This is a genomic window from Kaistella faecalis (assembly GCF_019195395.1).
Classification (GTDB): domain Bacteria; phylum Bacteroidota; class Bacteroidia; order Flavobacteriales; family Weeksellaceae; genus Kaistella; species Kaistella faecalis.
This window is the reverse complement of the sequence record NZ_CP078067.1, coordinates 2,110,557-2,133,427: the sequence shown is the minus strand read 5'-3', so window position 1 is coordinate 2,133,427 and position 22,871 is coordinate 2,110,557. Positions and strand designations below refer to the sequence as shown.

Annotated in this window: 19 protein-coding genes; 13 read left to right on the top strand and 6 right to left on the bottom strand. The window is 40.2% G+C overall.

The window, feature by feature from the left end:
* Nucleotides 1-171 precede the first annotated feature (171 nt).
* On the bottom strand, nt 172-504 hold the full coding sequence (locus KTV93_RS10065; RefSeq protein ID WP_218248813.1) for a zinc ribbon domain-containing protein YjdM: 333 nt from the start codon (nt 502-504) through the stop codon (nt 172-174).
* A 252-nt stretch (nt 505-756) separates the two neighbouring features.
* Between KTV93_RS10065 and KTV93_RS10060 the strand changes: the two genes are divergently transcribed.
* From KTV93_RS10060 to KTV93_RS10000, 13 genes are all read left to right on the top strand, one after another.
* Nucleotides 757-1,962, top strand: coding sequence for an RsmB/NOP family class I SAM-dependent RNA methyltransferase (locus tag KTV93_RS10060; RefSeq protein ID WP_218248812.1), 1,206 nt, complete (start codon nt 757-759; stop codon nt 1,960-1,962).
* 230 nt (nt 1,963-2,192) lie between these two features.
* Nucleotides 2,193-3,863 carry an asparagine synthase B gene (asnB, locus tag KTV93_RS10055; RefSeq protein ID WP_218248811.1) on the top strand — a complete coding sequence of 557 codons (1,671 nt, stop codon included), beginning with the start codon at nt 2,193-2,195 and terminating at the stop codon, nt 3,861-3,863.
* A gap of 71 nt (nt 3,864-3,934) precedes the next feature.
* A complete protein-coding gene (locus KTV93_RS10050) occupies nt 3,935-5,341 on the top strand; it encodes an MFS transporter (RefSeq protein ID WP_218248810.1) in 1,407 nt (468 codons plus the stop codon).
* 159 nt (nt 5,342-5,500) lie between these two features.
* Nucleotides 5,501-6,376, top strand: coding sequence for a pirin family protein (locus tag KTV93_RS10045; RefSeq protein ID WP_218248809.1), 876 nt, complete (start codon nt 5,501-5,503; stop codon nt 6,374-6,376).
* Nucleotides 6,377-6,412: 36 nt separating this feature from the next.
* Nucleotides 6,413-7,069, top strand: a complete 657-nt coding sequence (locus KTV93_RS10040; protein WP_218248808.1) for an NAD(P)-dependent oxidoreductase — start codon at nt 6,413-6,415, stop codon at nt 7,067-7,069.
* 23 nt (nt 7,070-7,092) lie between these two features.
* Nucleotides 7,093-8,139: an LLM class flavin-dependent oxidoreductase gene (locus tag KTV93_RS10035; RefSeq protein ID WP_218248807.1), complete on the top strand. Its 1,047-nt coding sequence runs from the start codon at nt 7,093-7,095 to the stop codon at nt 8,137-8,139.
* Between the two features lie 78 nt (nt 8,140-8,217).
* A complete protein-coding gene (locus tag KTV93_RS10030) occupies nt 8,218-9,126 on the top strand; it encodes a pirin family protein (protein ID WP_218248806.1) in 909 nt (302 codons plus the stop codon).
* Nucleotides 9,127-9,246: 120 nt separating this feature from the next.
* Complete coding sequence (locus tag KTV93_RS10025) at nt 9,247-10,752, top strand: catalase (RefSeq protein WP_218248805.1); 1,506 nt, start codon at nt 9,247-9,249, stop codon at nt 10,750-10,752.
* A 96-nt stretch (nt 10,753-10,848) separates the two neighbouring features.
* Entirely contained in the window at nt 10,849-11,133 is a 285-nt protein-coding gene (locus KTV93_RS10020; protein WP_218248804.1) for a GNAT family N-acetyltransferase, read from the top strand.
* A 246-nt stretch (nt 11,134-11,379) separates the two neighbouring features.
* Complete coding sequence (locus tag KTV93_RS10015) at nt 11,380-12,939, top strand: sodium:solute symporter (RefSeq protein ID WP_218248803.1); 1,560 nt, start codon at nt 11,380-11,382, stop codon at nt 12,937-12,939.
* Between the two features lie 104 nt (nt 12,940-13,043).
* Nucleotides 13,044-13,895 carry a transketolase gene (locus KTV93_RS10010; protein ID WP_218248802.1) on the top strand — a complete coding sequence of 284 codons (852 nt, stop codon included), beginning with the start codon at nt 13,044-13,046 and terminating at the stop codon, nt 13,893-13,895.
* 39 nt (nt 13,896-13,934) lie between these two features.
* On the top strand, nt 13,935-14,882 hold the full coding sequence (locus tag KTV93_RS10005) for a transketolase family protein (RefSeq protein ID WP_218248801.1): 948 nt from the start codon (nt 13,935-13,937) through the stop codon (nt 14,880-14,882).
* Between the two features lie 130 nt (nt 14,883-15,012).
* Complete coding sequence (locus tag KTV93_RS10000; protein ID WP_218248800.1) at nt 15,013-15,690, top strand: hypothetical protein; 678 nt, start codon at nt 15,013-15,015, stop codon at nt 15,688-15,690.
* A 77-nt stretch (nt 15,691-15,767) separates the two neighbouring features.
* On the opposite strand, the gene ric is transcribed toward KTV93_RS10000, so the two are convergent.
* The 5 genes from ric to KTV93_RS09975 all read right to left on the bottom strand — a co-directional run bounded on the left by ric (nt 15,768) and on the right by KTV93_RS09975 (nt 22,871).
* Nucleotides 15,768-16,481, bottom strand: coding sequence for an iron-sulfur cluster repair di-iron protein (gene ric, locus KTV93_RS09995; protein WP_218248799.1), 714 nt, complete (start codon nt 16,479-16,481; stop codon nt 15,768-15,770).
* A gap of 123 nt (nt 16,482-16,604) precedes the next feature.
* Complete coding sequence (locus tag KTV93_RS09990; RefSeq protein WP_218248798.1) at nt 16,605-17,036, bottom strand: RrF2 family transcriptional regulator; 432 nt, start codon at nt 17,034-17,036, stop codon at nt 16,605-16,607.
* A 5-nt stretch (nt 17,037-17,041) separates the two neighbouring features.
* Nucleotides 17,042-17,416: a hypothetical protein gene (locus tag KTV93_RS09985; protein WP_218248797.1), complete on the bottom strand. Its 375-nt coding sequence runs from the start codon at nt 17,414-17,416 to the stop codon at nt 17,042-17,044.
* Nucleotides 17,417-17,485: 69 nt separating this feature from the next.
* Nucleotides 17,486-17,956, bottom strand: coding sequence for an Lrp/AsnC family transcriptional regulator (locus tag KTV93_RS09980; RefSeq protein ID WP_218248796.1), 471 nt, complete (start codon nt 17,954-17,956; stop codon nt 17,486-17,488).
* A 133-nt stretch (nt 17,957-18,089) separates the two neighbouring features.
* The gene (locus KTV93_RS09975) at nt 18,090-22,871 is read right to left on the bottom strand and encodes a translocation/assembly module TamB domain-containing protein (RefSeq protein ID WP_218248795.1); all 4,782 of its coding nucleotides are present in this window, start codon (nt 22,869-22,871) and stop codon (nt 18,090-18,092) included.

The following is a 22,871-nucleotide window of genomic DNA, read 5'->3' as shown; positions in this document are numbered from 1 at the left end:
TTTAAAATTTCTATTGGACCGCTATGGAATTTGAAATAAAATTCCTAACTTTATCATTCCCAAATAAGGAAATTTTTGGTTAATTCTCTTTCTGCCTTTAAGACGAAATTAGTCCCGATGTATTCGGACAACCAAGTCTAGAAAAGAACCCTGTCCAAATCTTTCCTTTTTTTATGCCTTCTTCACAAATTCCGACTTCAAAGCCATTGCTCCGAAACCATCGATTTTGCAGTCGATATTATGATCTGAATCGGGACGCAAACGGATATTTTTAACTTTAGTTCCCGCTTTCACAGGTTTTGGTGCACCTTTAACCGGCAAATCTTTCATTACGATTACGGAATCTCCGTTTTGAAGTTCATTACCATTCATGTCCAGAATGGTTTCGCCACTGTTGACCTCATTCGGATCCCATTCATGAAAGCACTGGGAACAAACCTGGAGGTTATCCTGTTCGTAAGTAAATTCTGACTGGCATTTAGGACAAATAATTGTATCGCTCATGGTTTATTTTTTGAACTACAAAAGTAAGAATTTTTTAGACTGATTAAAAATCCAGGATTTCAGCGCCGCAACTGCGCCCCGACCTGAGTGGAGCTCTTTTTTATGGAACGCAGTGTAAGAAAAAAATCGGGAACGGAGGGCGGAAAAAGGCGCCCAAATCTACAGCATCATTTATTCGGTTTAAAAACCTTATTTTTGCAAAAATTCTGTCCCGGCGATTCGAGGACAAATTGAACATTAAAACATCCATACATGGAACTGATACACAGAAACTTACTGATAGGAATTCACGACGCACTGCAGGAAACCTTTTTTGAAGACAGAAAATATGCCGACAAGGTTATAGAAAGACTCCTGAAAGCCAACAGAAAATGGGGCAGCGAAGACCGGAAAGTGGTTTCGCAAATTTTTTATGACATTATCCGCTGGAAAAAACGCCTTGAATATTACATGGGCGAAGGCGTAAAACCAAACAACATCTATAAGTTAATTCTTGCGTATTGTCTTTGGACCAAGACGCATTATAAAAAATTCGAGGAGTTTGACGGGATTAAAAATGCTGATATCCTGAATAAACTCAAGAAAAATACGGTTCCAACAAAATCAATCGAATACTCCATACCTGAATGGCTTGCCGAAACTCTTGAAAAAGAACTGGGCAGCAAATGGGAAAGAGAAATGCATGCTCTTAACGAGCAGGCCCCTACAATTCTCCGTGCAAATACCCTGAAAACAACAGCCAAAGAACTGGTTTCCGATCTTAAGGATGAGGATGTGGAAAGTTTCCAGATCCGAAATTATCCGGATGCTGTTCAGCTGCAGGAAAAGAAAAATGTATTCTTAACTTCCGCTTTTAAAGACGGTTTGTTCGAAGTTCAGGATGCTTCTTCTCAGAAAATCGGTGAGTTGCTTGATGTTCAGGAAGGAATGCGCGTGGTAGACGCTTGCGCCGGAGCGGGTGGGAAAACCCTACATTTGGCTGCTTTGATGAAAAACAAAGGTCAAATTATTGCGCTTGATATTTACGAATGGAAACTCGCTGAGCTGAAAAGACGCGCAAAAAGAGCTGGTGCTCACAACATTGAAACGAGATTTATCGAAGACAATAAAGTAATCAAAAGACTTCACGAAAAAGCTGACCGTGTTTTGATCGACGCGCCCTGTTCAGGTTTAGGGGTCTTGAAAAGAAACCCCGATTCCAAATGGAAAATCGACCAGGATTTTATCGACAGGATTAAAAATGAGCAGCAGCAGATTCTTCAGGATTACAGCAAAATGCTGAAAAAAGGAGGAAAAATGATTTACGCAACCTGTTCAATCTTGCCAAGTGAAAACAACGAGCAGGTTGAAACTTTCCTGAAAAACAATGAAGGATTCACACTTATTAAGGAAGAAAAAGTAATGCCGAGCGACGGATTTGACGGGTTTTATATGGCGTTGATCGGAAGAAACGCATAATTAAAATACACATATCATAATTATAGCAGGCTTAGGTCTGCTATTTTTTTTGAATTTTTTCCACCTAAACAACGAAAATCCTCCGGTCAACTTAATTTTTTCCGCTTTAAAAGTTAATTTTAGTAAAATATTCTTCTTTTATTAAATTTCGTTTTGTTTTATAAACATTTAAATTATGTTTGCAGAATAAAATTAATCAATTTTTAATAATCACTTATAATCATAAACTTATGTGTGGAATTGTATGTCTTTTTGACGCAAAACAAAAAACGGAAGTTCTCCGTCCCCAGATATTAGAAATGTCCAAGAAAATCCGCCACCGTGGCCCGGATTGGAGCGGGATTTTTCAGGATGAAAAAGTAATTTTTTCTCACGAACGCCTGGCAATTGTAGATCCAACTTCAGGCAAACAGCCTCTTTTTACTAAAGACGGAAAAGTAGTTTTAGCCGTAAATGGAGAAATTTACAACCATCAGGAATTGCGCGCAGAATTTCCCGACTATGAATTTCTGACTCATTCAGATTGTGAAGTTATTCTGGCACTCTACCGTCGGTACGGGAAAGATTTTCTTGAAAAACTCAACGGAATATTTGCATTTGCGCTTTATGATATTGAAAATGATATTTATCTCGTAGGTCGCGACCACATGGGGATTTGTCCGCTGTATCAGGGTTGGGACAAAAACGGAAGTTACTATGTCGCTTCTGAACTGAAGGCTTTGGAAGGAGTCTGTAAAACCATTGAAACTTTTTTACCAGGTCATTTTCTTTACAGCAAAGACGGTTACGAAATGCAGAAATGGTATAAACGTGATTGGGAGGATTTTGATAACGTCAAAGACAATATTACAGATATTTCTGCAATCAGAAAAAGCCTTGAAGCAGCGGTTCACCGCCAACTGATGAGCGATGTTCCTTACGGGGTTCTGCTTTCCGGTGGTTTGGATTCGTCGATAATTGCAGCTGTTACTGCAAAATACGCAAGAAACAGAATCGAAAGTGGCGACACTCAGGAAGCTTGGTATCCCAGACTGCACAGCTTTGCCGTGGGATTGGAAGGAAGCCCCGACCTCATCGCTGCACAAAAAGCTGCGGACCATATCGGCTCTATCCACCACGAAGTTCATTTTACGGTTCAGGAAGGTTTGGATGCCGTACGGGATGTTATTTACCATTTGGAAACCTATGATGTTACCACGATTCGTGCCTCAACTCCAATGTATCTATTGGCCAGAGTCATTAAATCCATGGGGATAAAAATGGTGCTTTCCGGTGAAGGAAGCGATGAGCTTTTTGGCGGATATTTATATTTCCACAAAGCCCCGAATGCGAAAGAATTTCATGAAGAAACCGTAAGAAAATTAGGTAAACTGCACCTTTATGACTGTTTGCGCGCGAACAAAGCCTTGATGAGTTGGGGAATTGAAGGACGTGTACCTTTTCTGGATAAAGAATTTATGGATGTAGCGATGACCGTAAATCCTAAAGACAAAATGATTAGCAAAGCGGAAGGAAAAATGGAGAAATGGGTACTGCGAAAAGCATTTGAGGATCTATTGCCCGAATCCATTGTCTGGAGACAGAAAGAACAGTTTTCTGATGGGGTTGGTTACTCCTGGATCGATTCGCTGAAAGATTTGGCAGAGAAAGAAGTCAGCGATGAAATGATGGTTAATGCAAAATTCCGTTTTCCGCTAAACACGCCCCAAAACAAAGAAGAATACCGTTACAGAACAATTTTTGAAGAACATTTCCCTAGTGAAACAGCAGCAGCAACAGTACCTTCAGTACCATCTGTTGCGTGTTCAACTCCAATCGCTCTGGAATGGGACGAAGCCTTCAAAAAAATGAACGATCCAAGCGGCAGAGCCGTTATAAGTGTCCACGAAGATTCCTATTAAATGTATTTTTTGTTAGTAAATCCTGCACAACCTGCAGGATTTTTAGGTTCACTTTTTGCTAATGATGAATGATGTCTGATTCTTTACAAACTTTTGACACCCCAACCAAGAGAATCCTTCCATTCATTCTTGCAACAGCTATTTTCATGCAGATGTTGGATTCTACAATTCTCAACACATCATTACCGTCCATTGCTGCGGACCTGAATGAATCGCCGCTTAATATGCAGAATGCAATCATCAGCTATGTCCTGACGCTTGCGCTATTTATGCCGGTAAGCGGTTTTCTGGCGGATAAATTCGGAACCAAGAAGGTTTTTATATTCGCCATCATAGTTTTCAGTTTGGGATCTTTGTTCTGCGCACTGTCACAAAATCTCACTCAGTTAGTCATTTCTCGTGTGGTACAGGGAATCGGCGGAAGTCTGATGACGCCCGTTGGCCGATTGGCACTCCTGAAAACCTACGATAAAAACGAATTACTCAGGGCAATGAATTACGCTATTGTTCCGGCGTTGATAGGACCTGTTCTAGGACCGGTGGTCGGCGGCTACATGGTAGATTATCTTTCCTGGCACTGGATTTTTCTTATCAATATTCCTATTGGATTTGTAGGAATCGTTCTCAGTTTAAAATACATGCCGAATTACCAGTCCAAAATAATCACTTTTGATCTAAAAGGCTTCCTTATTTTTGCGACAGCCTCTCTCCTGCTCTCCATCTCGCTGGAAATGTTCGGCACTGCTACTCACACTACCCCAGTATTGATGATTTTCATCCTGGGATTCTTAATGGTGTACTTTTATTATCGCCACGCTTCCAAAACGGAAAACCCTATTTTCCCGTTAAATCTTTTTCAGGTAAGAACGTTCCGCGTGGGTATTTTAGGTAATCTGGCCACCCGTTTGGGAATAAGTTCTGTTCCTTTACTTTTGCCATTAATGATTCAGATTGCTTACGGAGCAAGTGCCGTAGTTTCGGGATGGATCGTTGCGCCTATGGCTTTAACTGCAATGTTCGGGAAATCATCAGTAATTAAAATCCTCAACAGATTTGGTTATCGCAAAACCCTGATGACAAATACTTTCATTATTGGTTTTCTCATCTGTTGCCTCGCAATTCCCGGCATACAAACCTCAATTTGGTGGTTTGTTCCGATTATCGCTGTTATGGGTTTCTTTAACTCCATTCAGTTTACCTCAATGAATACAATTTCACTCGCAGATTTACGAAATTCTCACACCAGCAGCGGTAACTCACTTATCGCCGTAAATCAACAGCTTGCGATCGGTTTCGGGATTGCGTTCGGACTGGTTGTTCTGAAACTGTTTGAAAACAATGCAAACCTCAACTACGAGAACACACATTCTGCCTTTCGGTACACATTTATTGTAATGGGAATTCTTACCATACTTTCAGGGTTTGTTTTCAGAAGACTCCATTCCAAAGATGGAGAGAATATGAGAACCGATCATTAATTATCAATAGTACTATTTTCAAAATAAAATGGGCGAAAAATAATCATCCCTCCTGATATACTTTTAACTTACTGATTCCCAAAAGAGTACATTCTTATCTTACATCAATGTATTTTAGATGTTACAACTGTACTTTTGTATTAATAATTAAAGATGATCATGGCAATAAAAAAAGTAGAGATAATAGTACCACCGAGAGAGCCTCACTTCGTGGGCGACGGTTTCAGGGTTCATAACTTTATCCCAGGCGGATTCCGTTTAGACATGAAGAGAATGGATCCATTCATCATGTTAGATTACAATTCAAAGTTCCATTTCTCAGGAACCGACAAACCCCGAGGAGTGGGCGTGCATCCGCACAGAGGTTTTGAAACGGTAACCATTGCTTACCAGGGCCGGGTTGAACATGGTGACAGTTCAGGCGGCGGCGGAATCATCGGTGAAGGTGACGTACAATGGATGACAGCAGCTTCCGGCGTACTCCACAAAGAATTCCACGAAACCGAATGGGCAAAAAAGGGCGGAATTTTCCAGATGGTGCAGCTTTGGATCAACCTTCCGACAAAAGACAAAATGAGTCCTCCGAAATATCAGGCCATAAAAAATTCAGAAATGAATACCGTTGATTTGGGCGAAAATGGCTTTGTAGAAATTATTTCCGGCGAATATCAAAGTGAAAAAGGTCCTGCAAGCACATTCAGTCCCATAAACATGATGAACGCCAAGCTGAAGAAAAACGGAAGAGCCGATTTCAGTTTTCCCGCAAATTTCAGCACTGCGCTGTTAGTCATTGAAGGCAGCATTACCGTAAATGATAATGAAAAAGTTCTGACTGACCATTTTGTTCTTTTTGAAAACGAAGGGGAAGCGTTCCAAATTGAAGCTACAGAAGACAGCGTTGTACTGGTATTAAGCGGGCAGCCGTTAAATGAACCTATCTTTTCCCACGGACCTTTTGTAATGAATTCCAAACAGGAAATCATTCAGGCATTTGATGACTTCAATACCGGAAAATTCGGTTATCTGGAGGACTAAGCACTCGCAATTTGTAAACTGTTTAAATATTATAAAATGAAAATATCTCTTATCGGCGCTACAGGCTACGTCGGAAATGCAATTCTAAACGAACTGCTCGAAAGAAACTATGAAGTAGTGGCTATCGCCAGAAATACAGACAAAATAGCTTACGATTATAAAAATCTGCAGAAGAAAAATGTTGACATTTTTAACGAAAACGAGCTTGCAGAAATCCTCGGGGGAAGTGATGCCATCGTCAGTGCATACAACCCGGGCTGGACAAACCCAAATATCCACGAGGATTATTTGAAAGGTGCCGCATCCATCCAAAACGCAGTAGAGAAATCCGGCGTTAAAAAATTTATCGTTATTGGAGGTGCCGGAACATTGAAAATTAATGGTAATTATATCGTTGACGGACCAGATTTCCCTAAAGAAATATATCCTGGAGCAAGCGCCGTACGCAAGTATTTCGTAGACACTCTTTCGAAAAACGAAACTTTAGACTGGGAATTTTTCAGTCCTGCCCTGGAAATGAATATGTTCAGCGGGGAAAAAGAAAAAACCGGAAAATACAGGTTGGGAACAGATTCGCCAGTTTTTGATGCAGAAGGCCGCTCCCGCCATTCAGTGCAGGATTTAGCTTTAGCAATCACGGATGAACTTGAAAACAAGAAATTCAACCGACAGATTTTCACGGCTGCTTATTAATTTCACCTTTCAAATTGATCAAGATGAAAAAATTAGAATTCGGTTTAATGACTTTCGCTGATGCTGCACCGGAAACCGTTCCGGGAAAAGGAATTAATGCACATCGGCGAATACAGGATCTTTTAGAAGAAATAAAACTCGCAGATTTATTGGGGATTGATGTTTTCGGGATTGGTGAACATCACCGTCCGGATTACGCGGTGTCGTCGCCAACAACCGTACTTGCAGCAGCAGCGGCAGTGACAAAAAACATTAAACTTACGAGCGCAGTAACGGTACTAAGTTCTGATGATCCGGTTCGCGTTTATCAGCAGTTTGCTACGGTAGACGCAATTTCCGGCGGAAGGGCAGAAATCATGGCAGGTCGCGGCTCATTTATTGAATCTTTCCCGCTGTTTGGTTTTGATTTGAATGATTATGATGCACTTTTTGAAGAAAAATTAGACCTTTTACTGAAGATCAACAAGTCAGAAAAGGTCTCTTGGAGCGGAAACCTGCGTGCCCCAATTCATGATTTAGGAGTATATCCAAGGGCTTTAAACGGTGAAATTCCGGTTTGGCTTGCTGCGGGCGGAACTCCAGCTTCTGCAGTGAGAGCCGCGAAGCTTCAGCTGCCTTTAATGTTGGCAATCATTGGCGGAATGCCGCGGCAGTTCACGCCTTTCATTAATCTTTATAAAAAGTCCTGGCTTGAAAATGGCCATAATGCAGAAGATTTACAAGTCGGAATTAACAATCACATGTTTATCGGCGAAGATGGTGAGAAGGCAGCAGATGATTTTTTCCCGTATTACGCGCAGATGATGGATCGTGTTGGCAGAAGCCGCGGCTGGCAACCCATGACTCGAGAACAGTTTGAATATATGCGCAGTCCGGAAGGATCATTAATGGTTGGCAGTGTAGAACAGGTTACTGAAAAAATCGTCTACGAATACGGACTTTTCGGTTTCACTAGATTCTTTGCGCAGGCAAGTTTAGGATTTGTACCGCACGAACTTACGATGAAATCGATCGAACTGTTCGGGAAAGAAGTAATTCCTGCCGTGAAGAAAAGGTTAGGAATTGAATAAATCTTTTCAGTGATTCTGCAAAACTTAGTAACTTACGGGGGATTTTAAACCATTCTTTTAACTCACAAAGCATAAAGCATGTCAAATATTGGATTAATCATCGAAGAAAAAGCAGCCGACATCGGTAATTTCTTAGTCGGAAGACTGCTTCCTTTCAGGGAAAAAAGAGCAGTGGGACCTTTTGTTTTTATTGATCACATGGGACCTGCTGCACTGAACCAATATCAAAACCTAGACGTTCCGCCGCATCCTCATATTGGACTTACAACTTTAACTTACCTTTTTGAAGGATCTATCCAACACAAAGATTCACTCGGAAGTGATATTGAAATAAAACCCGGAGCGGTGAACTGGATGACTGCCGGAAAAGGCGTAGTACATTCCGAACGAACTCCGGAATATCTCAGAAATTCAGATAAAAACCTGCACGGTTTTCAAATATGGGTAGGTTTACCAAAAAGCCTGGAACAGAGCGAACCCACCTTTCATCACACCAAAGCGAATGAAATTCCTGAATGGAGTGAGGGCAGTCTTCAGTACAAATTAATTGCGGGCGAACTTTTCGGAAGAAAATCTCCCGTACCGGTACATTCTAATTTATTTTTTCTTGAAGTTAAAAGTAAAGAACGTCAGAAAATAAACATTGGGAAGGATTTATTTGGTGAAGCTGCTATGTATATATTGGAAGGGACAGTTCATATTGAAGAGAATGAATTCGGTGGGAAGCAGCTCCTCGTCGCGAAAAATCCAACGCTTTGCGAATTTGAAATCGGCGAAAACGCTACTGTTTATCTTTTTGGCGGCGACCCTTTTGATGAGGAACGCTTTATATTCTGGAACTTTGTCAATTCTGATAAAGAAATTATTGAGCAGGCAAAGCTAAACTGGCATCAGCAAAACCATGATGCTTTTCCTTTGGTTCATGGGGACGAAGAAGAATTTGTACCGCTCCCCAAAGCAATTCTTAACGGGAAATTGTCTAAATAGAAAACTCTTTCTTCCATTTAATCGCAATGCATTCCATTATTTAAATATGATGATATTAGATATAATGAATTACACTGAGGCGTTTAAATTCGTAACTTTAGATATCAAAATATTATAATCATGGAAGAAAAGAAAAAATTAACTAGACAGACCGGCGCGCCGGTGCCCGACAATCAAAATGTACAGACTGCAGGACCCAGAGGTCCAATGCTGATGCAGGATTTTTGGTTTCTGGAGAAAATGGCCAATTTCGACAGAGAAGTAATTCCCGAAAGAAGAATGCATGCTAAAGGTTCAGGAGCATTTGGGACATTTACGGTTACTCACGATATTACTCAGTACACCAAAGCTCATATCTTCAACGAAATCGGTAAAAAAACTGAAATGTTTGCAAGATTTTCTACCGTTGCCGGAGAGCGCGGCGCCGCAGATGCAGAACGGGACATCCGTGGTTTCGCTTTAAAGTTTTATACCGATGAGGGAATTTGGGATCTGGTAGGAAATAATACTCCCGTCTTCTTTTTCCGTGATCCGATGAAATTTCCGGATCTGAACCACGCTGTGAAACGCGATCCGAAAACCAATATGCGTAGCGCCAATAACAACTGGGATTTCTGGACTTTGCTGCCAGAATCACTTCACCAGGTGACCATTGTAATGAGCGACCGCGGAATTCCGAATGGTTACCGGCACATGCACGGTTTCGGAAGCCATACCTACAGCTTCATCAATCATGCAAATGTTCGCCATTGGGTAAAATTCCATTTCAGAACCCAGCAGGGAATCGAAAATTTAAGTGACGAAGAAGCAGGGAAATTAATAGGAATGGACCGCGAATCTTCGCAACGTGATCTCTTCGACAATATTGAAAAAGGCAACTTCCCGAAATGGAAAATGTTTGTACAGATCATGACAGAGGAGCAGGCCAAGACTTACCGATTTCATCCGTTTGATTTAACGAAAGTTTGGTCTAAAAAAGACTTCCCTTTAATCGAAGTGGGCGAATTCGAGCTGAATAAAAATCCAGAGAATTATTTCCAGGATGTTGAACAGGCAGCTTTCAATCCAACGAATATTGTTCCCGGCATCGGATTTTCACCGGATAAAATGCTTCAGGGCAGATTATTTTCCTACGGCGATGCACAGCGTTACCGACTGGGTGTAAATCACTTCCAGATTCCGGTGAACAAACCCAGATGTCCTTATCATGCATTCCACAGAGACGGACAAATGCGTGTTGACGGTAATTATGGCGGTACGAAACATTACGAACCCAACAGTTATGGAGAATGGCAGGAGCAACCTCAAGCCAAAGAACCGCCACTTGAACTTTACGGGGATGCCTATGCACATAATTTCCGGGATGATGATGAGGATTATTTCACCCAACCTGGCGATTTATTCAGAATCATCAAAGCTGATGGAAAAGAGCAGGCTCTGTTTGACAATACCGCGGCCAATGTTGGCGGTGCAGAAAAATTCATCCAGATCCGTCACATCAGAAACTGCTACAAAGCTGATCCCGAATATGGTGAAGGCGTTGCGAAAGCTCTGGGTCTGGATATGATGGACGTATTCAATTTTGATATGTCACCACATGACCAGTGGGCACCACAGAAATCGTAAAATATTCTTAGTGGAAGTTGCAAAATTTCCACTTTTCATTTTCATTAATACCCATTAAACTACTGCATTTTTCCAGCACTTAAGTAAAATAAAAATATGACAGAAATTAAACATCACAACGACGAGAAGAAAGGACTATTTGAAATCTATTTTGAAAATAAAAAAGCCGGCGAAATGACTTATACCTGGGCCGGTGAGGATAAATTCATTATCGATCACACCCAAGTTGATGAAGCTTTTAGCGGAAAAGGTCTCGCAAAAAAGCTTGTCATCGCAGGCGTGGAATATGCCAGAAAAAATAGCAAAAAAATCATTCCTCTTTGTCCGTATGCTAAAGCAACCATTGACAGAAACGCAGAGCTGCAGGATGTTTTATCCTGAAAATTGTAACTTAAACAATACGCCTTTCATAAAATTATGAAAGGCTTTTTTTTGGAATCCTGCATTGCGCCCCGGATGGAACGGCATGTTTGAGCTCTTTTGCAGCAGCGGGATTTAAACAAGGCCTGCAAAAAGCGAGTAGTGACAGCCGGAAAAGGCGCCCAAAAAATAATTTACAATCCCAAAAGTATAAACAGCCGCAAATACCGCAAAAAAACTATATTTGCTCATTAAATTCTGAAAAAAATGAACCCAGGAACAATTTTGCTCTTATTTGTTTTCGCTTATTTCATCGGACTACTCGTGATCTCATACATCACCAGCAGAAATGCCGACAACCAGTCTTTCTTTATCGGAAACAAAAAAAGTAAGTGGTGGCTCGTGGCTTTCGGGATGATTGGCACAAGTCTGAGCGGCGTAACTTTTATCTCGGTGCCGGGAACAGTAGGGAAATTGACTGCTGGTGATTATCCATTCGGCGGTTTCGAATATTACATGCTTGTGATCGGGTTTTTCATCGGTTATTTTATTGTGGCTTTCGTACTTCTGCCGCTTTACTATAAAATGAATCTGACTTCGATTTACACCTACCTCGGACGGAGATTTAATGTAGAAGCGCACAAAATCGGGTCTTTGTTTTTTATAATTTCAAGGTCGATTGGCGCTACTGCGAGATTATATTTGGTAGTAAATGTTCTTCAGATCTTTCTTCTGTCGGGCTTGGGAGTTCCGTTTTGGGTAACATCTGCCGTAATTCTCCTGATGGTTCTGCTCTATACTTTCGAGGGCGGGGTAAAGACCATCGTAATTACAGACACGCTTCAGACTTCCTTTATGATCCTCAGTTTGGTTGCATGTATTGTTTTCATTCTCTCGAATTTAAACCTTTCAGCCGGCCAGGCTTACGATGTACTCGCGGCGAAGGATTATACGCATTTCATTAACTTCGATGTGAATTCCAAAACATTTTTCCTGAAAACTATTCTGGGCGGTATGTTTATCACTATTGCAATGACAGGTTTGGATCAGGAAATGATGCAGAAAAACATTTCTGTTGACAATCTGAAAAATTCAAAAAAGAATATGCTTACGTTTGCCGGCACACTGTTACTTGTGAATCTGGCATTCCTTTTTCTGGGCGGTCTTCTTTACCTTTTCGCAATGGAAAACGGAGCTGAATACGGAAAAATCGTTGATATCGTAAACGGAAAAGAAAGCATTACCAATGCTTTTGGGTTTAAAGATGCTGCTACCGGAACCATCAATAATATTATGGGCGACGACCTTTTTCCGGCGCTTTCGCTGCAAGGATATTTCCCCCTCTTTATCTCAGTAATTTTTATCATAGGTTTGATCTCAGCACTTTTCCCGTCTGCGGATGGTGCGTTGACGGCAGTTACAAGTTCTTACTGTGTAGATTTACTGAATATCAACGAAGACACCACCAAAACTGAAAAGCAGAAAAAAAGACTGAGGATGAAAATCCATCTGACTTTTACCGTGATTTTCTTTATTCTGATCATGATATTTAAAGCGATTGACGACAAATCCATCGTTTACCTCATCATGGAAGTTGCGGGTTACACTTACGGACCGCTTCTGGGACTTTTTGCTTTCGGAATTTTAACCAAATACCAAATTACCAAAAAATATGCAATCATTGCAGTCACTTTGTTGGCACCGGTTTTAACCTATTTCATCAATTATTTCGTCACCCAAAATTCCGATTACAAAATTGGTGTGGAACTTATTATCATTAACGGTTTACTCACTTTCATCGGCCTGTGGCTCATTAGGAAGAAATAAAATCTGTTGAACATTAAATATAAGAATCCGGGCCAAAAACCCGGATTTTTCATTTCGAGAAACCATCAAAAATTCGTAAATTCGCTGGCAAATAAACCAATATAATGAGTAAAAGTATTGAAGAGCTGAAATCTCTTACAACACAGATCAGAAGAGACATTTTAAGAATGGTTCACGCAGTGAATTCCGGTCACCCTGGCGGCAGTTTGGGCTGTACTGAGTATTTTACCGCATTGTACGGGAAAGTGATGAACTATCAACTTCCGTTTACCATGGAAGGTAAAAACGAAGACCTTTTCTTCCTTTCCAACGGTCACATTTCACCCGTGTTCTACTCCACTCTATCAAGATTCGGATTTTTCCCGGTTTCGGAACTCGCTACCTTCAGAAAACTGAATACAAGATTGCAGGGTCACCCAACTACGCACGATAATTTACCGGGCGTGAGGATTGCTTCAGGATCTTTAGGACAGGGCTTATCTGTAGCAGTGGGAGCCGCATTAGCTAAGAAATTAGACGGTGATAAATCTTTGGTTTACACGCTTCACGGAGACGGAGAATTGCAGGAAGGCCAAATATGGGAAGCACTGATGTTTGCCGCTGCGAAAAAAGTAGATAATATCATCGCGACCATTGACTATAACGGAAGACAAATCGACGGAGATACTGATGATGTATTGAGTTTAGGCGACCTTCACGCCAAACTTGAAGCTTTCGGATGGAAAGTTCTTAATGAGAAAAACGGAAACGATCTTGAAACTGTAATCTCAATCCTTGAAAGAGCAAAAGCAGAAACCGGAAACGGAAAACCTGTTGCAATTATTCTTCATACGGAAATGGGTTATGGTGTCGATTATATGATGGGAAGCCACGCATGGCACGGAAAAGCTCCGAATAATGAGCAGCTGGATACCGCTTTCAAACAGTTATACTTAGAAGCTCCTGCTGATTATTAAAATTTGTAAAATTCGAAGCAATTCGCTAAAAAAATAAAAATGAAATACACCTATACAGAAAAAAAAGATACTAGAAGCGGTTTCGGAGCAGGATTGGCTGAACTGGCTGATAAAAACCCGAATGTTGTTGCACTTTGCGCAGATCTTATCGGCTCTTTAAAAATGGAAAAATTCATTGAAAAAGCACCGGAAAGATTTATTCAGGTTGGTATTGCTGAGGCAAACATGATGGGAATCGCTGCAGGTTTAACCATTAACGGGAAAATTCCTTTTACGGGGACTTTTGCTAACTTTTCAACTTCAAGGGTTTATGACCAGATCCGTCAGAGTATCGCCTATTCCAATAAAAATGTAAAGATTTGTGCATCTCACGCAGGACTTACTTTGGGTGAAGACGGCGCGACACATCAGGTTCTGGAAGACATCGGAATGATGAAAATGCTTCCGGGAATGACGGTTATCAACACCTGTGATTACAACCAGACCAAAGCGGCGACTTTAGCGATTGCAGATTTCGAGGGTCCGGTTTATTTAAGATTCGGTCGACCTGTAGTACCGGTTTTCATTCCTGAAGATATGCCTTTCGAAATCGGAAAAGGAATTCTTTTACAGGAAGGTACTGATGTAACCATCGTAGCGACCGGACATTTGGTTTGGGAATCTTTGTTGGCAGCGGATGAACTGGAAAAAGAAGGAATTTCTTGTGAAGTGATTAACATTCATACCATCAAACCTTTGGATGAAGAAATCATTCTGAAATCTGTAGAAAAAACCGGAAAAATCGTTACTGCAGAAGAACACAACTATCTGGGTGGTTTAGGTGAATCGGTTGCGGGAATGCTCGCAAGAAAAAGACCGACGATTCAGGAATTTGTAGCCGTAAACGACACTTTCGGGGAATCTGCAACGCCTGCAGAACTCATGAAGAAGTACGGAATTGATGCTGATGCAGTGAAAGCTGCCGTAAAAAGAATTTTGGCGAGATAATTCCTCTTTCAAAAATACAATTAAACACGTCTTTTAAGGGCGTGTTTTTTATTAAGTCCTACAATTACTTCAAAATGTCCTAAAAGCCGATTGGGATTTAAGATATTTTCGTTTTATAAAAATTAAAAAGATGACCGACAGATTTAAATGCGTATTAAAATTTTCACTTGCCACTTTTGCACTGTTTTCTACAATAAATGTTTCAGCACAGGAGACGGAAAGCGCTCCAATTCAGAATCCGCCCGTAAATGTGGAAGTAATGCCCGGAACGCGCGGTGTTTCCTTCCAATTGACTTTAGATAAAAAACTTAGAAGTGCACCCAAAATCGGATTTTTCGGAGTTGCCGATTTCAATTCAGATTGGGGAAATGATCAGCTGAGCGATATGATGGTTATTGGTAAAGCCACCGTAGACCTATTCAAAGGCGTGAAATTCGGTGCCGGTTTTCAAAGTACTCCAGGCGGAATCCGTCCTTCTGCAGCACTGATTTATACCTACGCAAATCCTACCTGGCTGTTAATTGCAATGCCACGGGTTGATGTGAGCAAAGACGCTAACATTGAAGGTTTTGGAATCGTCGAATACAAGCCGGCCATCAATGAAAACTGGAAATTCTACTCCCGACTTCAGGGCGTTTATGTTCACGCAATGTCTGCAGATCTACACACAAGAAGTTATTTGCGTGCACGCGCAGGACTTACTCGCAAAGAATTTACTTTTGGTTTAGGCGCGAATATGGAATATTACGGTCCTCTGAAGCACAACGAAAACAATATCGGAGCCTTTCTGCAGGTCGCGCTTTTCTAGAATTATTTATGAATAAAAAAAACCGTTTCAGAAATTTCTGAAACGGCTTTCAATCAAATAAACAACTACGGATTAGTTTAAAACGTTTTTTCCAGAGCGATTGCTTTGGGGAACAGAATATTATTTTCTAAATGAATATGCTTATGAAGATCATTCTGAAAATCTTCAAGCATTCTGTAAGTCACCTGATAGGTCCCACAGGCATCATCCGGAAACTGATAATTATTGGTAAGTTCAGCAATTTTTACAAATCTGTCACCTTCTGCTTCATGCTCGTGCTTCATCATAGCAACAGGATTTTCAACGGTGCCGAAACGCGGTATCGGTAATGGTTCGCCATTTTTCTTCGCTTCGATCATCTGTTTAATGAAAGGAAAAAGAATGAGTTCCTCTTTTTTCATATGTGCAGCTAAATCCTGCGCGCTGCCAATGAAAAGCTCATTAATTTCAAAAAGTTCCGGATGTCTTTCGCCATGAACTTTGCAAAGTTTGTTGAGGTAAGGAATCAGCATCGCCGATTTTTCTTCCACATATTTGTGATGGGTTTTTTCTACGTAATCTGCAAGTAAATCAAGCGGCCAGGCATTGAAATCGATATCTTCGGACTTTCTATTCGCAACTTCTTCCAATTCCTGATAAATCTGTTCAGGACTCACTTTTTTATTATCGCAAGCTTCTTCTACCGTTCTCCCGCCTTTGCAGCAGAAATCAATATGGTATTTTTTAAAAACTTCTGCAGTTCTGAAATTCTCTGCTACGAAGTCGCCAATGGTTTTTTCTTGAGTAAGCATTTACTTGGGTTTTAAATTATACTACAAAGCTATAAAATATTTTCAATTCGGACAAATTTATCCTAATTAATTTTAAAGTAAAGTATTTTTGATTTTTTTCTGTAAAAAAATAATTTTCTAATGTTATTTCAGCCAAGCCAGGCCGCTTTCAGTTTTCAAGGCTAAATCGTAAAACGAATGTTTCTGAGTCATTTCAATGAGCTTCTCGCGCACGATTTTAAAATCATCATGTACGGGGCAAGGATTATCCGCAGAACATTTCTGAAGCCCCAAGCCGCATTGGGTAAAAAGTCCGTCGCCATCAATGAGCCGTACGATATCGAAGATCTTCACTTCGCGCTGTTTATATTCCTCAAAAACAAATCCGCCCTGCTGACCGCGCACCGACTGCATAATATCTTCACGGCAAAGTACCTGAAGAATCTTTGCCGTAAAAGCAACGGGTGCGTCAATGGATTGCGAAACTTCTTTTACATTAACCCTCTTTTGCTGCAAACTTTGCCGGGCAATGTAAATGGAAGCTTTTATGGCGTATTCGCAGGCTTTTGAAAACATATACTTTATTTAAAGAACTGCCATTTTGGAATAAATGCCAGAAGACCTACTGAAATATAGATAAAAAGATTGGTCACATCTGTATACAGGAATGTAGAAAGATAGAAATTGTGAAGAAAAAAATGAAGCACCACAGCAGCAGGGAAAAGAAAAATGCCAATTTTTCTGTAGAAAAAAATGAAGACGAGTCCCATCAACATCAGCAGATCAATAAAAAAGATCAGCATAAAGTAAAAGCCGGGAATATTAAGGTCTTTCTGCTGCAGATATTCATCATAATCAATCCCGACACCCATCAGCGTAAAAAGCAGCAAAGCCGCGAGTGATAAAATAAATCCAAGATCTTTTTTCGGACTTTCGCTGGAAAATTCTTCGTTCATAGGGGTAAAATTAAAAAAACTTTTGAAAGAATTCAAAAGTTTTAAGTTATAACTGAAGATTAAGCTCAATTAAATTGAAACCGCATCAATCAGTCTGTTTTTATCAGAAATATATTCCTGCATGGAGATCATACTTTCTGTTCTCATTACATCCTGAATATCATCAATCTGGTAAATAATTCTTTTTGCGTCTTCAGTATTTTTTGCCTTTACTTTACAGAAGATGTTATATTTTCCCGAGATTACACTTGCTTCGATCACGTTTGGAATCGTAGTAAGCTCCTTCAAAACTTCCTGGGTTCGGTTTGATTTTGTAAGCAAAATTCCGATAAATGCGGTGAAATGATAATCGAGTTTACCGTAATCAATATTAAGAGAAGACCCTAAAATAATACCTGCATCTTCCATCTTTTTAACTCTTACGTGAATTGTACCTGCAGAAACTTCCATTTGCTTGGCGATTTCTGTGAACGGCATTCTGGTGTTTTCTACTAAAAAATCTAGGATTTTTTTATCTATTTCGTCGAGTTGATAATTCATTTTATATATGTATTGTATAATTGATAATTCTAAGCGAATATTTTTGCAAATTTACAAAAAAATATTAAAATGAAAAAATTTAGATAAACATTAACAGGTTTTAACGCATTGTTTGTTATTTAAGTAAATATCTTTATTTAATTGTATCATTTTTAATTGAATCTCTTTTACTTTCCAATTCCTGAGCATTGGTTTTTTTATCTTTTTTCTTCCTTTTAAAGATCGTATTAAAACTTTTACTATAAACTACACCTACTCCGTAGCTTTGGTTGGCACTTGCATTTCCGGCTCCAGCACCGTTCAGTCCTATATTTGTCGGTTTACTGTAAGCCCGCAACAATCTGGTACCGTCGTTTTTCTTGGACCAATCATATTCTACAATCCCTTCACCCGAAAGATAATCGGTGTTCGCATTATCTGATCTAGAAATTGGGATTCCTAATCCTGTTTTAACATTAACTCTTGGTGAGAGGGCAAAACTTACACTTGCATTAGCCCGGTCGCCACTGTTGGAGTTCGCGTCTCCTTTCAGATAATTCAAATCGACCTGGAACTCATTACTAATCTGGTTAAGTACAGAACCCAACTGTTTAAACAACATATTGTAACCCGAAGTTTCCAGCGTATTTCCTAAATTGATGTCGAAGGCAGAATTTCCAACATTAAAACTGTTCATCACTAAAACGGAACCGAACTGAATAATCTTTTCGTCTTCGTTACTCATTTTTTCGGCAAGAGTTTCACGTATACTGCTCGACACATCCTGCGCGGAAACTCCCAATTCAATTTTCGGATTGTTTAATGTCTGAGAGATGCGAGTGGTAAGCAATACATTCACGGGCTGCAGACTTCCCATATTCAGATAAGCCCCAGCGTTAGTAACTGTTCTAAGATATGTTGCATTAATATCGAGTTGTGGCGCCATTGCATCGCCATCCCAACGGATGCTGCTTCCTTTAGAAATCTGGAAGGTCCTGTTCAGAATCGCTTTAGAAACAAAAGTTCCGTTATCTACAAAGTAATCTCCGTTCATTGAGATGGCTCCTGTCCTGGTCATTAAAAACCGGAGTTTGTCAGAATTTCCACGTACCGTAATATCCCCAATATCATCTCCTACCATTACATTCACTGTCGTTCCGCGATCCAAAGAAATGGTGAAATCGATATTCATATTCGCACTCGATCTTTTCTTTTCCTCTACAGACACAATTCCTGCTTCATCTCTTTTCAGAAATCTCAGCATTTTGAATTCCTCAACATTTGAGGTTGAATTTGAATTGAATGTAAAGACACTGTTGTTTAATGCCCTCATTTCAGGTGTTGAAATATTTAACGCTGAAACCGGGCCGTCTACGTAAAGCGTTCCTGTACCGTAAATTCTTCCCCAAAAAAGATCATAATCTTTCTGAGTGGTATTGAGAAGCATTAAATTATCCGCTCTCATCACCAGATTGACCCCCATAGATGATAATGTTTCGAATTGAATCGCACCGGAAATTGATCCGCGGGAATTAGTCCTTCCATCTCGCACACCAATGTCGTTTAGTATTGCTAAGCCCCGGGAAAGTGAAATCACCGTATCATCAAAGGAATAATCTACTCCCGTAAAATTAAGTTTCAATCCCATATCCTTCATTGCAATATCACCGCTGTAATCCACATCATTCAGTTTACCGGAAATCTTAAGATCTCCAGAGGCTTTCCCTCTCAGATTTCCGAATACGCCTTTCACAAATTCCTGAGCAAAAGCGATGTCAAAATCGTTCATATCTGCTGTTAAATCCAGAGTTGGTGAAGAAGTATTATTATTAATTGTTCCGATAAGGTGCAGATTATTATCGCCAATAATTCCCGCTGAAACAACTTTCGCTTCAACATCGAACACATTAGGAACGCTGCTTTTTTTGGCGGAAACAATAACATTTCCCATGTCTTTGCCATTCATCAAAATATCACTGATATTCAAATCGATAAGCGGTTCAAGATTATTTTTATCCATGGTAATATCGAAGGTTCCGTTCGCGGTTCCCTGAATATCCATGCTGTTATCGCTGTTGGTGAGCGCAAATACTTTCGCAATGTCCAGATTCTTAACTTCGCCATCGGCTGAAAAATCCTTAGCAGATTTAAACACTGCCTGATTGAGTATAAGTTCACTTGTATCAGAATACAAACGCAGATTCTGCACTAAGAAATCGCCGGCTTTTTTCCTGTATGTTATAGAGTGATTGAGTTCCGGACTCGTATCCACACTCCACGAAACATCGTTGAATTTAACAGTAGTAGGCTCGAAACGGAATAAATAATCACCTGCCCTGTCCGTCGTTTGGTTAAGGTTTACCGCATATTCTTTCAGGGTTTCTTTAATTTCATCCTCCGGACTACCGTGTTTAAAATTTGCGGCGATATGAAGAACGCTGTTGTTTTCGTTTCGGCCGCTTAAAGTAATGTCTTTCAGTATATTTTTATTGTACGCTACTCTGTTAACTTTAGCAAAAATCTGCTCACTGAGATTCGCTGTATTGATTCTTACAATCAGGCTGTCTACCATCGCACTGTCGCGGGTAATTTTATCGCGTTCTGATATTTTATAAGCCGGATTTGCGGCTGCCAACGCTTTATCCGCATCTGTGATTTCTTCTTTTTTTGTCATCAGATACTTTAGAGAGGCTGCATCAATATTTAAAACCAGATTGTTTGAATTACCTTCATAAGCGCCATTCACAGTGGCACCCTTTGGAAGCTGAAGATTGGGTTCAAAATAACTCACCAATCCCTGCTTTACATCAAAATCCATCGTAAAATGCTGACCTCGGTATAATTTTCTGGGTGGTGGGCCAACAAGAATTCTCCCCAACCCGTTCTCAATCATTCCCGCCAAATCCCCGAGGTTAAACCTGCCAGCGATTCTGCCGTTTACAGCTCCTGGCGCATCTACAGAAACAATACGGTTTCCGTTTTCGAAATACGCTTTTATTTTAGCGTTCGGGATTAAATATTTCTGAGATGCATTCGCAAAACTTACATTCCTTAAATCAGCGTCAAGATTCAGATCATTAATATTGGTCATCGCGATTTTTCCGTTTACGAAACCGCTTACGACCTGCTGGCCTTTTCCTCCGGTAAAATAATTAATGTTCAGATATTTAACATCTGCTGCAACATCTGCCAGCAAGCGACTGGTTCGGAAGTCGATCCGTCCTTTTACATTTGCTTTTGCTTGCTCGTCATTTACATTTACAATTCCGTTATAGGTTTTATGATCCAGCAAACCGTCAAGAAATACATTATTGATTTCTTTGTTCATGATTTCAATCTTTGAAATCTGAGATCTTGTTCTGATCTTCATGGTGTTTACGTCAAAACTCTGGCCCTGAAGATTAAATTTCCCCGAAATCAGTCCGACCTGATTCATTTTTGTGATCACTGAAGTATTTAAATCATTTACTTCCGCATAACCCCGGTATTTTGGTAAATTAGAACTGTAATCTTCCAGATAAAAATTGCTGAGTTTCGCCTGGCCGATTCCTGTGATTAATTTTGCGTTCGAAACATACACCTGTTTAGGATTTAACCGTACTGTTCCGTTATATTTTAACCTTCCAAAATCATCAGCAAAATTTTTCATTTTTGATGAGATAAAAGTAGGCATCATGGCTTTCAGTTCTCTGTAAGTGAAATCTGTAGACAAAGAATTAGTTTCGATCTGGAAATTCCCATTCAGGATATTCCTGATTTTCATTTTATCAGTACGGACATTTACCTGAGGATTTCTCACTACAAAATTTTCAAGGTAAAAATCATTGAGCGGTCCAGTCATCGTCCCGGAAATATTGATCGGCTTGTAATTATCCCAATTGGTGACGAAATAGCTTATATCGTAGCCGCTGATCTGGCTGCCGGGCTGCATCACCATATCCCACTTCACCTTATTGCTGAAATCTGCCCAGGAACCGTTATTGAGATTGAAGATTAAATCTCCCTGAAGGAGAGAATTATCGGTATTAAGTGTGAGGTCTTTTAGCGTAAGAGCCTTTTTCGTAAGTCCAAATTCGGTCGAAAAGGTATCAACAAAATGTTTTTTGCCCCATCTTTCGGTAGTGAAACGCATATTGTTAATCTGCGCAAAAACATCGGAACCGTTTACACGGAGCTCAGGCACTACAAGACTTACATGGTCGGCGGCAAGCCATTTTCCGGCTTCACCTTCACTGTTCTGATTGACGATTGAAATTTTAGAATCAGTAATAAATATTCTGGATTTCAATTGAAAAGGTTCCCTCTTTACAGTAGGTGCAGGGGTATTGAAAAGGTCAACGAAACGAATAAAATTTGCGATGCTGTCCCCTTTATATGTAATTACCTTCAAATCCATTTTTTCTAAAGACAGCGACTGGAACTGAAGATTACGTGAATTGCTGATAATATTAAACCAATTGGAATCAGCGTAAAGTTCCTTAGCCTTCAGGAAAGGGAAGTTTTTATGATCTTTAATGGCAACTTCGTGAATATGAATATCACCGAAATAATTGATGTCAACACTTTTAAAAGACATCTGCGACTTCATATCTGCATTAAGCTTGGCAATAACTTTTTGTGCAGCCCAATTTTTTGTTGCAGGCAGACTTACAACGATCAGAAATGAAGCAACCAGAAACAGCCCGAGCCAGAATAATATCAGCAACAGTTTTGCCCACCATTTATAGTTGGTAACATCTTTGGCCGCCTGGTCGACAAATTCACCTGCTGTTTCTACGGGACGGGTAATCGCGTCGGAGGCCAATTCTGCAGCACCTTTAACGGTTTCTTTTACCGTTTCCTGAACGTTCTCTACACCCTTCTGCACAGAATCGCCAATATTCTGGGCTACAGATTTTTTGTTTTCGTTATCGTTATTATTCTCTAAATTTGCCAT

What these genes read in the sequence shown, in the direction of transcription:
- KTV93_RS10065 (WP_218248813.1), bottom strand. Translation starts at nt 504, where the DNA reads ATGAGCGATACAATTATTTGTCCTAAATGCCAGTCAGAATTTACTTAC.
- KTV93_RS10060 (WP_218248812.1), top strand. Translation starts at nt 757, where the DNA reads ATGGAACTGATACACAGAAACTTACTGATAGGAATTCACGACGCACTG.
- asnB (WP_218248811.1), top strand. Translation starts at nt 2,193, where the DNA reads ATGTGTGGAATTGTATGTCTTTTTGACGCAAAACAAAAAACGGAAGTT.
- KTV93_RS10050 (WP_218248810.1), top strand. Translation starts at nt 3,935, where the DNA reads ATGTCTGATTCTTTACAAACTTTTGACACCCCAACCAAGAGAATCCTT.
- KTV93_RS10045 (WP_218248809.1), top strand. Translation starts at nt 5,501, where the DNA reads ATGGCAATAAAAAAAGTAGAGATAATAGTACCACCGAGAGAGCCTCAC.
- KTV93_RS10040 (WP_218248808.1), top strand. Translation starts at nt 6,413, where the DNA reads ATGAAAATATCTCTTATCGGCGCTACAGGCTACGTCGGAAATGCAATT.
- KTV93_RS10035 (WP_218248807.1), top strand. Translation starts at nt 7,093, where the DNA reads ATGAAAAAATTAGAATTCGGTTTAATGACTTTCGCTGATGCTGCACCG.
- KTV93_RS10030 (WP_218248806.1), top strand. Translation starts at nt 8,218, where the DNA reads ATGTCAAATATTGGATTAATCATCGAAGAAAAAGCAGCCGACATCGGT.
- KTV93_RS10025 (WP_218248805.1), top strand. Translation starts at nt 9,247, where the DNA reads ATGGAAGAAAAGAAAAAATTAACTAGACAGACCGGCGCGCCGGTGCCC.
- KTV93_RS10020 (WP_218248804.1), top strand. Translation starts at nt 10,849, where the DNA reads ATGACAGAAATTAAACATCACAACGACGAGAAGAAAGGACTATTTGAA.
- KTV93_RS10015 (WP_218248803.1), top strand. Translation starts at nt 11,380, where the DNA reads ATGAACCCAGGAACAATTTTGCTCTTATTTGTTTTCGCTTATTTCATC.
- KTV93_RS10010 (WP_218248802.1), top strand. Translation starts at nt 13,044, where the DNA reads ATGAGTAAAAGTATTGAAGAGCTGAAATCTCTTACAACACAGATCAGA.
- KTV93_RS10005 (WP_218248801.1), top strand. Translation starts at nt 13,935, where the DNA reads ATGAAATACACCTATACAGAAAAAAAAGATACTAGAAGCGGTTTCGGA.
- KTV93_RS10000 (WP_218248800.1), top strand. Translation starts at nt 15,013, where the DNA reads ATGACCGACAGATTTAAATGCGTATTAAAATTTTCACTTGCCACTTTT.
- ric (WP_218248799.1), bottom strand. Translation starts at nt 16,481, where the DNA reads ATGCTTACTCAAGAAAAAACCATTGGCGACTTCGTAGCAGAGAATTTC.
- KTV93_RS09990 (WP_218248798.1), bottom strand. Translation starts at nt 17,036, where the DNA reads ATGTTTTCAAAAGCCTGCGAATACGCCATAAAAGCTTCCATTTACATT.
- KTV93_RS09985 (WP_218248797.1), bottom strand. Translation starts at nt 17,416, where the DNA reads ATGAACGAAGAATTTTCCAGCGAAAGTCCGAAAAAAGATCTTGGATTT.
- KTV93_RS09980 (WP_218248796.1), bottom strand. Translation starts at nt 17,956, where the DNA reads ATGAATTATCAACTCGACGAAATAGATAAAAAAATCCTAGATTTTTTA.
- KTV93_RS09975 (WP_218248795.1), bottom strand. Translation starts at nt 22,871, where the DNA reads ATGGCAAATTTAGAGAATAATAACGATAACGAAAACAAAAAATCTGTA.